Consider the following 13,794-nt stretch of genomic DNA (forward strand, 5'->3'; position numbering starts at 1 on the left):
CGGGCCTACGGCTGGTCGAGGAACGAGGCCAGCACGATCCCTTCGGCCGTCAGCCGCTTGCGGATGTGCCGCGCCATCTCGACCGATTCGGCGTTGTCGCCATGGACGCAGACCGAGTCGGCCTTCAACGCGATCGGCGCCGCGCCCTGCACCGGCATCCTTCCGGTTCGCACGAAGCCGATCAGCCGGTCCGCGGCTGCCTCGGCATCGTGCAGGACCGCGCCCGGCTGGCCGCGCGGCACCAGCTGGCCAGTGGGCAGGTAGGCGCGGTCGGCGAAGATCTCCGAGAAGGCGCGCAGCCCCTGTGCGTGCGCGGCCTGCTCGAGGCAGGTGCCCGAGATGGCGAGGATCGCGAGCGCGGGGTCGACCTTCTCGAGCGCGGCGACGATGGCCTGGGCCACGCCCATGTCCGCGGCCGCGAGATTGCCGAGCGCGCCATGCGGCTTGACGTAGCGCACCTCGGTGCCCGCGAGCCGGGCCATCGCCACGAGCGCGCCGACCTGCGCCGCGACCATGCGGCCGATCTCGGCGGGCGGCATCGGGATCACGCGCCGCCCGAAGCCCTCGCGGTCGTTGTAGCCCGGATGGGCGCCGACGTTCACGCCGCGCTCCGCCGCCAGACGCAGGGTGCGGTACATGGTTTCCGCATCGCCCGCATGGCCGCCGCAGGCGATGTTCGCGCTGGTCACGCAGTCGAGGATCCGCGCGTCGTCGCCCATCGTCCACGGGCCATAGCCCTCGCCCAGGTCGGAATTCAGATCGATCCGCATGGCCCGTTCCTCGCTGCTATTTGCCCGGATGGTGGGTCGCCCGCGTGAGCAGCGTGACGCCCGCGCCCTCGGCGCTGTCGTAGTAGGTGAAGCCCGTGCGGTTCGCGCGGCGCCCGCGCATCAGCACCGGCAGGCCCAGTGCCGTGGCCTGCGCCTGCGCGGCATCGGCGTCGGGCACCTCGAAGCCGACGTGGAACACGCCCTCGCCCTTGCTGTCCAGGTGCAGCCGCTGCGGCGTCGGCTCGTCGCCGGGCTGGCACAGCTGGAGCTGCACGGTCGGCAGGTTGCACACGCGGTACTTGAGCGCGAGGAAGCCGGGCTTGCTGGGCGCCTCGAGCTCCTCGTACTCGGCCAGCGGCGGGTATTCGGTCCAGGGGCCGATGCCGATCGACTCGTAGTAGGCCTGCGTCCGGTCGATGTCGTGCACCACGATGCAGAGGTGATGCAGCTTGGCGAAGGGATGCGTCATCGCTCAGGCCTTCACCGGAACCACGTAGTTCAGCACGCGCCGGCCGCCGTCCACGTACATGGTCTCGCCGGTGATGTAGGAGGCATCGTCGCTCGCCAGGAAGGCCACGACCGAGGCGATCTCGGAGGGCTGGCCATAGCGGCCCAGCGGCGTGCGCGAGAGGATGGCGTGGTTGCCCGCGCTCTGCACGAAGGCCCCGGCCACCATGTCGGTCATGATGGTCCCGGGCCCGACGCCGACCACGCGGATGCCGTGCGGCGCGAAGGCCACCGCCGCGGTCGAGGTCACCTGGTTCATGCCGCCCTTGGAGATCGCGTAGGGCGCGACGTTGGGATTGGCCAGCCCCGAGTTGATCGAGGACATGTTGATGATCACGCCGCCCTTGCCGCGCGCGACCATCTCGCGGCCCGCGGCCTGGGTGCCGTAGAAGGCGCCCTTGAGATTGACGTCGAGCACGCGGTCGAGCATCTCCTCGGTGACGTCGAGGAACTCCACCACCGGCGCGATGCCGGCGTTGTTCACCATGATGTCGAGGCTGCCGAAATGCCGGACCGCCGCCTCGACCAGGCCGACCACCTCGCTCTTCTTCGAGACGTCCGCGCGCACCGCGAAGACGTTGACCGCCGGGCCGATCTCGGCGGCCGTCTTCTCGAGGGTCTGCGCGTCGATGTCCGACACGACCACCTTCGCGCCCTCGGCCAGAAGCCGTTCCGCCGTCGCGCGCCCGATGCCGCGCGCGGCGCCCGTCACCACTGCCACCTTGCCTGCCAGTCTCATGGCGATCTCCTTTTCAGTAAACGATGGATTCGAACAAGGGCGTGGCGCTGCGGATGCGCGCCCAGCCCAGGGGACTCATGTCGATGCTGCGGAACGCGCCCGTCGTGATCAGCTCGGCCACGCCGCGGCCGACCGCCGGCGCGTGCATCACGCCATGGCCCGAGAAGCCGGTCGCGAAGATCAGGTTGCCGAGCTCGTCATGCGGGCCGACCACGCCGTTGTGGTCGAGCGTGTTGACCTCGTAGTGCCCGGCCCAGGCGCGTTGCAGCCGCAGTTCCTCCATGGCCGGGATGCGTTTGGCGAGCAGGGGCCAGAACAGCGACTCCATCAGGTCGTGGTGCGGCTCGAAGTCGCCGTCGGCGTCCCCGTCGATCTCGGCCGGCGGCTGGATGCCGCCGATGAAGCCCTCCCCTTCGGGCCGCACCCAGATGCCGCTCGAATCGAACAGCATCGGAAGCTCGCTCGCCTTGAACGGCGTCTTGAACGAGAACACGGTGCGCTTCTTCGGCACCACGGGCAGCGCGATGTCCAGCAAGGCGGCCAGACGGCCCGACAGCGCGCCCGCGGCCAGCACGCAGAAGTCGCAGGCCAGCACTTCGCCGTTCGACAGCTCGACACCGGTCACGCGCGCGCCACTGGTGCGGAAGCCGCTGGCCGTCGCCTCCACGTAGTCCACACCGAGCCGACGCGCCGCGCGGCGCACTTCCGACAGCAGGCTCCAGGCATCGAACCAGCCTTCGTGCTGCACGCCCAGCGTTCCGATGCCGACGTCGCCGAAGTCCACGCCCGGATAGCGCGCGGCCAGCTCGTCGGGATCGAGCACCCGGATGTCCGCGCCATGGCTGCGCTGCATCCGCACGGCTTCCAGCCGCTGCGTGACCTGGTCGTGGCCGCCGAGGATCAGGTAGCCGCGCTCGCGGTACCCGATGTCGGCCTGGTCGCCGAACACGGCCTTGATGTCGCGGAACATCTGGGCGCCGTACAGGCTCATCCGGATGTTCGCGGCCGTGCCGAACTGGGTGCGAATCGAGGCCGCGGACAGCGCCGTCGACGAGAACTGGTACGAGGCGTCCTTCTCGACCACGGTGATCGGTCCCGCGAAGCCGGCCTGGCGCAGCGACCAGGCGCAGAAGCTGCCGATGATGGCGCCGCCGACGATGACGACGCGGGGTGTGTTGGAGGAGGACATGCGGGTTTCCTGCACAGGCCGGTCAAGCGTCGGACGCCGCCGCGAGGGCCGATGCCGAGGCCTCGAAGCCCTGCCCGGCGCGCGGATTCCACTGCACGCCCGAGCGCGCGGCCACGCCCGGCTTGAGCCGCTGCGATTCGTCGTAGTCGCTCCAGGGATGGAAGAACAGCGGCTCGATGCGCTCGATGCCGCGCAGGCGCTCGGCATGGGCGTCGAGGCAGGCCTGGCGCTCCTGCGGCGACAGCCGCGCGGGCATCCAGGCGGCGAAGGGCGGCAGCACCGTGAAGCCGGTATAGGCCAGGATGCCGTTGTGTATCGGCCAGAGCACGTGATGGAGATCGCCGTCGATGCCGTTCGGCTCGTAGAGCGTGGAGGCCGTGCCCGTCGTGATGCTGAGCATCGCGCGCTTGCCCCTGAAATGCCCGGTCTCGTACTTGCGCCCCGCCGAGTAGGCGAAGCCGCGGCTCAGCACGCGATCGACCCAGCCCTTGAGGATGGCGGGCATCGAGAACCACCACAGCGGAAACTGCAGGAGCACGAAGTCGGCCGCCGCCAGCTTCGCCTGCTCGGCCGCCACCGCGGGGTGCTGCGTGCCGGCCGCGAAGGCGTGTTCCTGCTCTTTCGAAAGATCGAGGTAGTCGGCGTTCGCGCGCCCGCCCTCGAAATCGTCGGGGCCCAGCGCCGGGTTCCAACCCATGCGGTAGAGGTCGCTGACGACCACCGAATGGCCCACGCGCTCCAGCTCTCGGACCGCGACGTCCTTCAGTGCGCCGTTGAACGATGCGGGTTCGGGGTGGGCATAAACGATCAGGCAGTTCATGCCGCGAATTCTGAGCGCCGGGCTCAGGCGCAGCTAGAACGTACGGCGCACCGGGTTGCGGTTTTCTGCATAGTCGCGGCGCGAGGCTCGGTACTGCGCCGGCGTCATGTTCGTCGCCACCTTGAACTGGCGCGAGAAGGCGCTGTGGTCGGCATAGCCGCAGGCGGCCGACACCTCCGTGATCGAGGCCGGCGTCTCCTCGAGCAGTTGGCAGGCCTTGTCGATGCGCTTCTTCATCAGCAACTGCTTGGGCGTCACGTGGAAGACCTCGAGCACCAGGCGCGCCAGCGTGTCCATCGACACCGAGGCATGGGCGGCCGCCTCGGCGATCAGCACCGGCCCATCGAGGCCGGCGTCGATGAAGTCGAGGAAGCGCCGCAGCCGCCGGTAGCTGTGATGGCGCTCGTTGGGGCGCGGCAGGTCGCGCGACAGCCCGGCCAGGCCGACGATGCGGCCGTCGGCATCGAGCAGCGGGAACTTGGAGCTCAGGCACCAGTAGCGGTCGCCGCGCCAGGTCTGGTACAGGCGCAGCAGCTCGCGCATCGGCCGGCCGCTGTCGATGACCTCGAGGTCCTGCGCCACCGTGCTGAGGCCGCTGGCCGGGAACAGCTGGTCCGCGGTCTTGCCCACCACGCTCTCGCCGTCCTGCAGGCCGGCGCGGTCGATCAGCGTCTGGTTGGCCCAGAGGTAGCGGCCCTGCTGGTCCTTGACGTAGAACAGCACGTCGGGCAGCCGGTCGAACAGGGTCTCGATCAGCCCGGGCGTGCGCGTGAGCCACGCCTGCACCTGTTCGTCGAGTCGCATCGTGTGTCCCGGCCCGGCGCGGTTCAGGGCGAGGGCCGGAACCGGCTGCCCAGGCTGTAGCGCGAGGCCGGGTTCAGGCAGCGCACCCAGGTCACGGGCACCTCGCGCAGCCAGGTGCGCCGCGTCAGCTGCAGGCAGGGCTCGGTGGCTTTCATCTCGAGGATGCGCGCCTGCTCCGCCGTCGGCATGACGGCATCGACCACGTGCTCGACGAGATCGGCCTGCACCAGCGAGAGCAGGTACTCGCCCGGCGTGATGTCCGAGAAGTCCTGGTCGAGGAAGGCCGGCGCCATCTTCGGGTTGACGTAGCGGTCCTCGAGCTGCACGGGCACGCCGTTCTCGAGGTGCACGCTCTGCAGCCGGAAGATCGACTGGCCCGGCAGCATGTTGAGCCAGGCCGCGATGTCGGGCGCGGCCGCCACGCGCTCGCGCGACAGGCCACGCCACCGGTGCTCGTGGCCGCGGGCCCGGATCTCGCTCGCGATGTTGGCGATCTGCAGCAGCGTGGACTGCGGCTTCTTCTCCGCCACGAAGGTGCCGACCCCCGCCACGCGCACGATCCGGCCCGCGTTCGCGAGCTCGCGCAGCGCCTTGTTGACGGTCATGCGCGAGACGCCGAACTGCGTGACCAGCTCCAGCTCCGAAGGCAGCCTCTGGCCCGGCTGCCAGGTGCCGTCGAGGATGCCCTGCGTCACATGGGCCTTGATTCGCTCGTGCAGGGTCGTCGTCATTCCCTCGAGCATGCCACGGCCGCCCTCCTCGTCCGGAGCGTCGCGGCGCGGCCGGCGGGCGCTTCGGTCGCTCATCTAGATGCGCTTCGCCTCTCGGATGCTGCGCAGGAAGGAACGGGTCCGGTCCTGCTGCGGCTCGGCGAAGATCTGCTCGGGCGGTCCCTCCTCGCAGACGACGCCGTCGCACAGGAAGCAGACCTTGGACGAGACCTCGCGCGCGAACCCCATCTCGTGCGTGGCCAGCAGCATGGTCATGCCTTCGTTGGCGAGGTCGCGCACGATGTTGAGCACCTCCGACACCAGCTCGGGGTCGAGTGCCGAGGTGATCTCGTCGAGCAGCAGAACCATCGGGTCCATGGCCAGCGCGCGCACGATCGCCACGCGCTGCTGCTGGCCGCCCGACATGCGGTCGGGATATTCCTTCGCCTTGTGCGCGAGGCTGAAGCGCTTGAGCAGCGCCATCGCGCGGTCCTCGGCCTCCTCCCGCGACTGCTTGAGCACCTGGATCGGCGCCAGCGTCACGTTCTGCAGCACGGTCATGTGCGGGAACAGGTTGTAGCCCTGGAACACGATGCCGATGTCGCGGCGCAGCGAGTTGACGTCGACGCCCGGCCCGGTGATGCGGTCGCCGTGCACGCGGATCTCGCCCGCGTCGATGGGCTCCAGGCCGTTGATGCAGCGCAGCAGCGTCGACTTGCCGGAGCCCGAGGGACCGATCAGGCTCACCACCTGGTGCTCCTCGACCGCCATCGCCAGCCGGTTGAGCACCGGCAGCTCGCCGTAGGACTTCGAAATTTCCCTGATCTCGATGAAGGACATGTGTGGGGACTCGGTTTATGCGTTGCCAGCGCGCATGCGGGCGCGATCGCGGCGGGCCATGCGCTCCACGAAGCGCGTTTGCGGGATGGAGATGACGATGAAGAGCAGCGCGACGGTGGTCGCGGCCGACAGGTTGTAGTAGTTGGAGGCCACGATCATCGATTGGTTGAAGGAGTCGACCACCCCGACCACGTTGACCAGCGCGGTGTCCTTCTGCAGCGCGATGAAGGCATTGAGCAGCGGTGGAATGATCTGGCGCACGCCCTGGGGCACGACCACGAAGCGCAGTGTCTGCATGTGCGACAGCCCGAGCGACCGCGAAGCGGCCGTCTGGCTCCAGTGCACGCTCTGGATGCCCGCGCGGTAGATCTCGGCCACGTAGGCACCGACCGTCAGCGTCAGCGCGATCACCACATAGGTCGTGAGCGACAGGTCCTTGAGGATGGGCACGCCCGTCAACGGCAGGCCGAAGCCGACCAGGTAGATCACCAGCACCGCGGGGATCGAGCGGAACACGTCGACGTAGGCCGTGGCGATGAAGCGCAGCGGCTTGCCGGCGGCCCCGGGCGCGAACATCGCGAGCGCCACGATCAGGCCCCAGACCAGCACCAGCACCTCGGCGATCAGGAAGATCTTCACGTTGACCCAGAACGCATCGAGGACCAGCGGGAAGGTCTTCACGATCAGCGGCACCAGGAAGAAGGTCTTGGCGACCGCCTGGTTGTTGGCCAGCAGGAACTGGAAGCCCAGCACCACGATGAACTGCGCCAGCGTGTGGCCGAGCGCGATCCAGCTCTGCACGCAGGCGTCGGAGCGCTCGATGCGCGCCGCCACGATGTCCATGCGCAGCGCCGCCGCGCGAACGCCGCGGCAGCGCTGGAAGGCGCGCCACAGCGGCCGGACCACGGCCAGCGACGCGAGCGCCAGGACCCCGGCCCCGGCCGTGATCCACCAGCCGTCCCAGGCGCTGCCCCGCAGGGCCTCGCGCAGGGACTGCAGGGTGTACCAGCTGGCCGCGACGACCAGGATCACGCCCGCCAGCGCGAAGAGGAAGAGCATCAGCGGCACCTTCGGCATGCCTCCGATGTTCAGGCGGCGCTCCTGCCCCGCGACGGGCGAAGGCAGGCCGGCGGACTGCTGCGTTGCACTGTTCATGGTCGGATCTCGGTCTCAGGGATTGAAGACGGGCACTTTGGTGGGATCGGCGCCGAGGCTGGGCGTCAGGTACTGGTTCGCCAGGCGCGCGAAGGTGCCGTCGCGCTTCATCTCGTCGATCAGCTTGTTGAAGGTCGCCATGTTCGCGGAGTCCTTGTTGACCAGGCCGCCCCAGCGTTCGCCGGTGTCGTAGCGGCCGACCACCTCGAACAGGCCGTTCGACTGCTTGGCGCGCGCCAGCAGGTTGGGCGTGTCGTAGAGCACGGCATCGACCTGGCCGGCCGCCAGCGCTGCGTACATCGCGGCCGCCTCGGCGAAGACCTTGGGCTGTTCCACCGGCTTGACGTTGTCGGCGAGGTAGCCAAGGATGGTCGTGCCCTGCTTCACCCCGAGGCGCAGCTTCTTGATGCTCTCCTTGTCGACCTTGACGCCGGCCTTCACGAGGATGCCCTGGTCCGAGCTGAAGTAGGGCTCGGTGAAGTTCACCACCTTCTTGCGCTCGTCGGTGATGGTGATCTGGCTCAGCGCGATGTCGAAGCCCTGCGCCTGGCCGGTGAGGATCTGCGCGAACGAGCGGTTCACCACCACCACCTTGTCGAGGCCGGCGCGGTAGGCCATGTTGGCGGCCATGCAGTACTCGAAGCCGTCCTTGATGGTGTCGATCGAGTCGCCGTTCCACCAGCCCGGCGAGGGCAGCACGGGCCGCACGGACAGAGCGCCCGGCACCACGGTCTCGAGTTTCACCGAGCCGCGCTGGCCCGTGACTTCGCACTTGCCGTAGTCCGGTGCCGCGGAAGCCGCGAACGAGGCGGCGCTCACGAGGAGGGCTGCGAGTGCCGAGGCGAGCGGCCTGGCGTGGGAAGTGGTTCGCTGGCGCTTGAGGGATTTCATGTCGGGGCTCCGTTGGGTTGGTTGGAATCGAGGGGAAAAAAAAGCGGTCCGGGTGGCGAGAGATGCGTGGTGTTCAGGGCGTGACTTCGATGCGGTGGTCTTGGATGATCCGGCCCCAGCGGGCGGTCTCCTTGTCGATGCCGGCCTGGAACTCGGCCGAGGACATCGGCAGGTAGATCAGGCCCTGCGCGGCCAGCAGCTTCTGGATCTCCGGGGTCTGCGCGGCCTCGCCATAGGCCTTGTACAGCTTCGCGACGATCGCGGCCGGCGTGCGCGCCGGCGCGATCAGCGCATACCAGGACAGCACCGGATCATCGAGCAGACCGAGCTCCTTGAGCGTCGGCACCTCGGGGAACTGCGCGACGCGCTCGGCCGTGGTGACGGCCAGCGGCCGCAGCTTGCCGGCCTTGATGAAGGGCTGCAGGCTCGACAGCGTGTCGAAGGTGGCGTGCACGTCGCCCGCGATGACCGCGGGCAGGGCCTCGTTGGTGCCCTTGTAGGGCACGTGGACGATCTGGATGCCGGCCTTGGCGTTCACCAGCTCGAAGGTCAGGTGCGCGGGGCTGCCGAGTCCGACCGAGGCGAAGTTGTAGGCGCCGGGCTTCGCGCGCGCCGCCTCGACCAGCTCGCGCGCCGACTTGAACTGCGAGGTGGCCGGCACCACCAGCACCAGCGGCGAGGCGGCGAACATCGCGATCGGCAGCAGGTCCTTCTTCACGTCGTAGGGCATCTGCTTGTAGAGCACCGGATGGATCGTCAGCGGCCCGAGGTTGCCCATGCCGACGGTGTAGCCGTCGGGCGCGGAGCGCGCCACGTCCGACACGCCGATGCGGCCCGCGGCACCGGGCTTGAAGTCCAGCACCACCGGCTGCCCCAGCGCCTGCCCGACGCGGTCGTTGAACGCGCGGGCGATGGTGTCGTTGAGTCCGCCGGGCGGCCAGGGCACGACGAAGCGGATCGGCCGGCTCGGCCAGTCCTGCGCCGAAGCCGCGCCGGCCGTGCAGACCAGGAACGCCACGGCCAGCCATCGCATCCATCGATTCATAGAAACCTCTAGAGAACTCATGCAGGTTGCAGAAGGCAGCACTCCTTGGCGAAGGAGTCCTGCAGCGAAGAGAAAGACCGAGAGCCCGGGCCCGCGCGGGCATCGGGCGGCGCGGTGCCGCTTCAGACCGGCAGCGCCGCCGCGGGCTGCGCGATGCCGCCGTGCGGCTTGCCCGAACCGACATCGCCCCACAGCACCGCATGGTCGGGCGGCAGCGCGCGCGAATTGGGCACCGACAGCCACAGCCGCATGAGCATGCGGTCCTCGCCGGTCTGCACGTTGTCCTTGAAGGCGGTGCGGCCGTGGTAGATCACGTGGTTGTTGAGCAGCTGGATGTCGCCGGGCGCGAAGCGCATCTCGAAGCACTCCTCCTCGGCCACCGCCATCAGCAGCTGGATCGCCTCGTGCTCGGCCTCGCCGAGCTTGCGCACGTCGGGCAGCATCTGCGCGTTCTCGATGTAGGTCAGCGAGAAGTGGCTCGTGAGCTTGCCATCGCGCACGCCGAAGATCGGCAGGTCGTAGGCCACGTGCTCGCCACCGGCTTCCTCGCCGAAGCGGCTGCGCGGAATCGGCCTGCACAGCAGCGCATGCAGATCGGGCCGGCGCTCGAGGATGCGGTTGTAGACGGTGGCGCTGCTCGCGAGCTTGCTGACGCCGCCTTCGGAGGCCTGGCGCACGCACAGCAGCCCGACCACGTCGCAGCGGTCGGTGTGGAAGCGCAGCTGTCCCGGCGACAGCGTGCGCGCGCCCGACGAGAGAAACTGCTTGCCGTGCTCGTCGACGGTCGCGCCGTAGAGCTTGGCGCCGACGCCCATTCCCTCGTCCTTGATCTCGCGCATCACCTCGCCACGGTAGTTCTGGTACATCGGCGTGCCCAGGTGTGCGCCCAGCGCGTACCAGATCCGGCGCAGCTGTTCCTGCTGGTAGCGCCCGACCTCGAGGCCGCGGATCTTGACCATGCCCGAGCCGTTCTCGAGCTCCTCGCGCACCTCGTCGAAGAAGGCCTTGGCATCGGGCAGCGGGAAGTTCTGGCGGTCGATCCTGCGCCAGTCGAGGCCCTCGGTCTTTTGCAACGCAGTATCGATTTGATCCAGAACGACGGCGGGAAACTGTTTGACCCACCGATGGTTTTGGCCCATCTCGGCACCCGACCAAACGCAGGCGCCGCTCAGATAACTCGACTCGGACATGAACTCTCCAGAAAGATGATTGGGCTTTGTCTACTGATGTATAGACAGGTACAGATGTTAGGCAGCCATTCGCTTCCACCGCAACGGGCACGAGGGCAAATCAAGGGGAAATACCTACAAATGGCTCCATGATTGAATTCAGGATTGGATCCAATGTGGGGCGCAAAGCACACATTCGGCGTCTGGCAGGCCCCCTCCGGACTTCGGAAAAACGGCGAGCAAGAAGCGTTCCAGATTGGATCCAATCCAGGATCTAGGTTTTAACCGTTGCGGCCGCCGCCGGCTATACAGGATGTCCCGGGCACCCCTGCCCAAGGGATCCGAAATGGGATCTTCCGTAGAATCCCCCGCAGTTCATGGCGACGACAACAAGGGAGTTCGAATGGTGGCCCAGGCACCGACCGGCGAGCAGATCCTCTCGGCCGATTCCGTCACGGAATCCTTGCGGCAACTGATCCTGAGCGGCGAACTGGGGATCGGCGTGCAGCTCAAGCAGCAGGCGCTGGCCGAGCGCTTCGGCGTCAGCCGCATTCCCGTGCGCGAGGCCCTCAAGCGGCTGGAGGCCGAAGGCCTGATCGAGCACCGCGCCCACGCGGGCTCGACCGTGGCGTCGCAGTCGATCAAGGACCTGGTCGAGGCGCTCGACATCCGCATCGCGCTCGAGACCCGCGCGCTCAAGCTCGCGATCCCGCACCTGCGCCCCGCGCACCACCGCGCCGCGCGCGAGATCATCGCGCGCTACGACGGCAGCGAATCGCCCCAGGAGTGGGCCGACCTCAACCTCGAGTTCCACCTGACGCTCTATCGCCCCTGCGGGCGCGACAAGCTGCTCAAGATGATCGAGGAAAGCGTGCGCGGCATCGCGCGCCACCTGCGCGCGCTGCAGTCGCACAAGGTGGGGCGCAAGTCCTCGCAGTCCGAGCATTCGCAGATCCTCAAGGCCTGCATCGCCAAGAACATCCCGTTGGCGGTGGAGCTGCTCGAGAAGCACATCGAACACACGCAGGCGGCGCTGCAGGAATAGCCGCCCGCGGCGCGGTCCCGGTGGCCGGCGCGATGTAGCGCTAAAGTTCCGCGCCATGAATCTGCGTCAAATCGAAGTGTTCCGGGCCATCATGGCCACCGGCTCCGTGAGCGATGCCGCCCGCCTGCTGCATGTGTCCGTTCCCGCCGTGAGCCGGGTGCTCTCGCACACCGAGACCCAGCTCAACTTTCCGCTCTTCATGCGCATCAAGGGCCGGCTGTCGCCCACCGCCGAGGCGCGGCGCCTCTACCACGAGGTCGAGGACGTCTACCAGGGCGTGCAGCGCATCAGCGACCTCTCGCACGAGCTCATGGCGCGCCGCTCGGGCCTGATCAGCGTGGTGTCGAGCCCGGGCATCGGCCACATGCTGGTGCCGATGGCGATCGCGCACTACCACCAGGCCAACCCCGAGACGCGCGTGCATTTCAAGTGCCTCAACCAGGACCTGCTGCGCGAGCGCCTGCTGAGCCGGCACTTCGACCTCGGCATCTCGCTCGAGGCGGTGGACCATCCGAACCTCATCACGATGCCGGTCGCGCGCTGCCGCATCGTGTGCATCTGCCCGCACACGCATCCGCTGGCCGCGCGCAACGCGGTCGGCGCGCAGGACCTGCTGCCCTACGACCTGATGTCGTACCCGCGCGGCACGCCCTTCGGCGAACTGGTGCGCCACTTCTTCGCGTCGCTCGACGAGGCGCCGCGCACCATGCTCGAGGTGGGCTCGCCGCAGAACGCCTGCGCGCTCACGCACCTGGGCGCGGGCATCGCGCTGGTCGACGAGTTCTCGCTGCAGGCCTGGCCCGACGCGCGCTTTCGCATCCTGCCGGTGGAGGGCATCGAGCCGCTGGTCGCGCACCTCGTGCACCTGCGCACCGACCCGCTCTCGCCGGCCGCCGAAGCCTTCGTGCGCACCCTGCGCAGCGTGCTGATGCAGCGCGGGCTCGCCGCGCCGCAAGCGCAGGAAGACTGACGGTCGCTGTCGTCGGGCCTGGCGCTCGAAGCCAGGGAATGCCCCAATAGCATGCGCTTCGCACCGCATATAGGCACGCCGAAACATGGCGCACCAGCCCGGGGCCAGGTGTTAACCAGCGCGTAAGGACGCCGCACAAAGCATCAATCGACGCCGCTTTTCTCGCTCGAAATAATTCGTCGCATCGCCACCGCACACCAACGCGGTGCAGTTCGCTCCCCGCGAACCCCGCCGTTTTGATCGCGACTATTTCTGGAGAAAAGCCCATGTTCCGTCACCTCAAGTCCCTGCTGGCGCCGCTGGCCTTCGCCCTCATCGCGGGTGCCGCCGGCACCGCCGCCGCCCAGCCCGCGCCGCTGCGCACCGGCGTCGATCCCAACTTCCCACCGCATGCCTTCCCCAAGCTCAGCGGCGGCTACCAGGGCTTCAACGTCGAGCTCGGCGAGGAGATCGCCAAGCGCCTGGGCCGCCGCATCGAGATCGAGGGCGCGCAGTACTCGGCGCTGATCCCGGCGCTCAACGCGGGCAAGTTCGACTTCCTGATGGCGCCGACCACGGTGTCGCCCGAGCGTGCGAAGTCGGTGCTCTTCACCGAGGGCTACCTCGAAAACAACTTCACGCTGGTCGTGAAGAAGGAGCGCAACGACATCCAGCGCCTGGAAGACCTCAAGGGCAAGACCATCGCCGTGAACAAGGGCTCGGGCCCCGAGGAATGGGCGCGCAACAACCAGGCGCAGTACGGCTACGAGATCGCCGTCTACGGCACCAACGCCGACGCGGTGCAGGCCGTGATCTCGGGGCGCGGCGACGCCAACCTCGCGGGCGTCACGCCCTCGGCCTGGGCCGTGAAGAGCGCGCCGGCGATCAAGACCACCTTCGTCATCAAGACCGGCTCGGTCTGGGCCATTCCGTTCCGCATCGACGACAAGGCCGGGCGCGACCAGGTGAGCAACGTGCTCAAGTGCATGAAGCTCGACGGCTCGCTGCAGAAGCTGCACACGAAGTGGTTCGGCGCCGAGCCCGCGGCCGACTCGGCCACGGTGGTCTCGCCGGCCGGCCACGGTATCCCGGGCCTGTTCGGCTACGAGGCCACGAGCGCCAAGCCGGTCTGCAAGTAAGCGCGCCCCTGCCCTCCCCGTC

15 protein-coding genes are annotated in these 13,794 nt (G+C 68.4%); 3 read left to right on the top strand and 12 right to left on the bottom strand.

Annotated features, from left to right (window positions below):
- Positions 1-5: 5 nt before the first annotated feature.
- The 12 genes from AC07PU_RS03515 to AC07PU_RS03570 form a co-directional block, all read right to left on the bottom strand.
- Positions 6-770 (bottom strand): LamB/YcsF family protein, encoded by a 765-nt coding sequence (locus AC07PU_RS03515; RefSeq protein ID WP_495315268.1) that lies wholly within the window; start codon positions 768-770, stop codon positions 6-8.
- Between the two features lie 16 nt (positions 771-786).
- The gene (locus AC07PU_RS03520; RefSeq protein WP_093349617.1) at positions 787-1,239 is read right to left on the bottom strand and encodes a VOC family protein; all 453 of its coding nucleotides are present in this window, start codon (positions 1,237-1,239) and stop codon (positions 787-789) included.
- 3 nt (positions 1,240-1,242) lie between these two features.
- Positions 1,243-2,016, bottom strand: a complete 774-nt coding sequence (locus tag AC07PU_RS03525) for an SDR family NAD(P)-dependent oxidoreductase (protein ID WP_495315271.1) — start codon at positions 2,014-2,016, stop codon at positions 1,243-1,245.
- A gap of 13 nt (positions 2,017-2,029) precedes the next feature.
- Positions 2,030-3,205: an NAD(P)/FAD-dependent oxidoreductase gene (locus AC07PU_RS03530; RefSeq protein ID WP_495315273.1), complete on the bottom strand. Its 1,176-nt coding sequence runs from the start codon at positions 3,203-3,205 to the stop codon at positions 2,030-2,032.
- 22 nt (positions 3,206-3,227) lie between these two features.
- Positions 3,228-4,025, bottom strand: a complete 798-nt coding sequence (locus AC07PU_RS03535) for an NAD(P)H-dependent oxidoreductase (RefSeq protein WP_495315275.1) — start codon at positions 4,023-4,025, stop codon at positions 3,228-3,230.
- 33 nt (positions 4,026-4,058) lie between these two features.
- Positions 4,059-4,829 carry an AraC family transcriptional regulator gene (locus tag AC07PU_RS03540; RefSeq protein ID WP_490876079.1) on the bottom strand — a complete coding sequence of 257 codons (771 nt, stop codon included), beginning with the start codon at positions 4,827-4,829 and terminating at the stop codon, positions 4,059-4,061.
- A gap of 23 nt (positions 4,830-4,852) precedes the next feature.
- Entirely contained in the window at positions 4,853-5,572 is a 720-nt protein-coding gene (hutC, locus tag AC07PU_RS03545; RefSeq protein WP_296782525.1) for a histidine utilization transcriptional repressor HutC, read from the bottom strand.
- Between the two features lie 63 nt (positions 5,573-5,635).
- Positions 5,636-6,379, bottom strand: a complete 744-nt coding sequence (locus tag AC07PU_RS03550; RefSeq protein ID WP_296782379.1) for an amino acid ABC transporter ATP-binding protein — start codon at positions 6,377-6,379, stop codon at positions 5,636-5,638.
- A gap of 15 nt (positions 6,380-6,394) precedes the next feature.
- On the bottom strand, positions 6,395-7,534 hold the full coding sequence (locus AC07PU_RS03555; RefSeq protein ID WP_495315278.1) for an amino acid ABC transporter permease: 1,140 nt from the start codon (positions 7,532-7,534) through the stop codon (positions 6,395-6,397).
- Positions 7,535-7,549: 15 nt separating this feature from the next.
- Positions 7,550-8,425 (bottom strand): ABC transporter substrate-binding protein, encoded by an 876-nt coding sequence (locus tag AC07PU_RS03560; RefSeq protein ID WP_495315280.1) that lies wholly within the window; start codon positions 8,423-8,425, stop codon positions 7,550-7,552.
- 73 nt (positions 8,426-8,498) lie between these two features.
- Complete coding sequence (locus AC07PU_RS03565; protein ID WP_495315282.1) at positions 8,499-9,458, bottom strand: Bug family tripartite tricarboxylate transporter substrate binding protein; 960 nt, start codon at positions 9,456-9,458, stop codon at positions 8,499-8,501.
- A gap of 134 nt (positions 9,459-9,592) precedes the next feature.
- Positions 9,593-10,543 carry a TauD/TfdA family dioxygenase gene (locus AC07PU_RS03570; protein ID WP_281077003.1) on the bottom strand — a complete coding sequence of 317 codons (951 nt, stop codon included), beginning with the start codon at positions 10,541-10,543 and terminating at the stop codon, positions 9,593-9,595.
- Between the two features lie 499 nt (positions 10,544-11,042).
- On the opposite strand from AC07PU_RS03570, the gene AC07PU_RS03575 reads away from it, so the two are divergent.
- From AC07PU_RS03575 to AC07PU_RS03585, 3 genes are all read left to right on the top strand, one after another.
- Positions 11,043-11,684 carry a GntR family transcriptional regulator gene (locus tag AC07PU_RS03575; RefSeq protein WP_093349641.1) on the top strand — a complete coding sequence of 214 codons (642 nt, stop codon included), beginning with the start codon at positions 11,043-11,045 and terminating at the stop codon, positions 11,682-11,684.
- Positions 11,685-11,739: 55 nt separating this feature from the next.
- The gene (locus AC07PU_RS03580) at positions 11,740-12,654 is read left to right on the top strand and encodes a LysR family transcriptional regulator (RefSeq protein ID WP_093349644.1); all 915 of its coding nucleotides are present in this window, start codon (positions 11,740-11,742) and stop codon (positions 12,652-12,654) included.
- Positions 12,655-12,920: 266 nt separating this feature from the next.
- Positions 12,921-13,772 carry a transporter substrate-binding domain-containing protein gene (locus AC07PU_RS03585; RefSeq protein WP_296782369.1) on the top strand — a complete coding sequence of 284 codons (852 nt, stop codon included), beginning with the start codon at positions 12,921-12,923 and terminating at the stop codon, positions 13,770-13,772.
- Positions 13,773-13,794: the final 22 nt, after the last annotated feature.

It is taken from the genome of Variovorax sp. GW821-FHT10D07 (genome assembly GCF_059415325.1).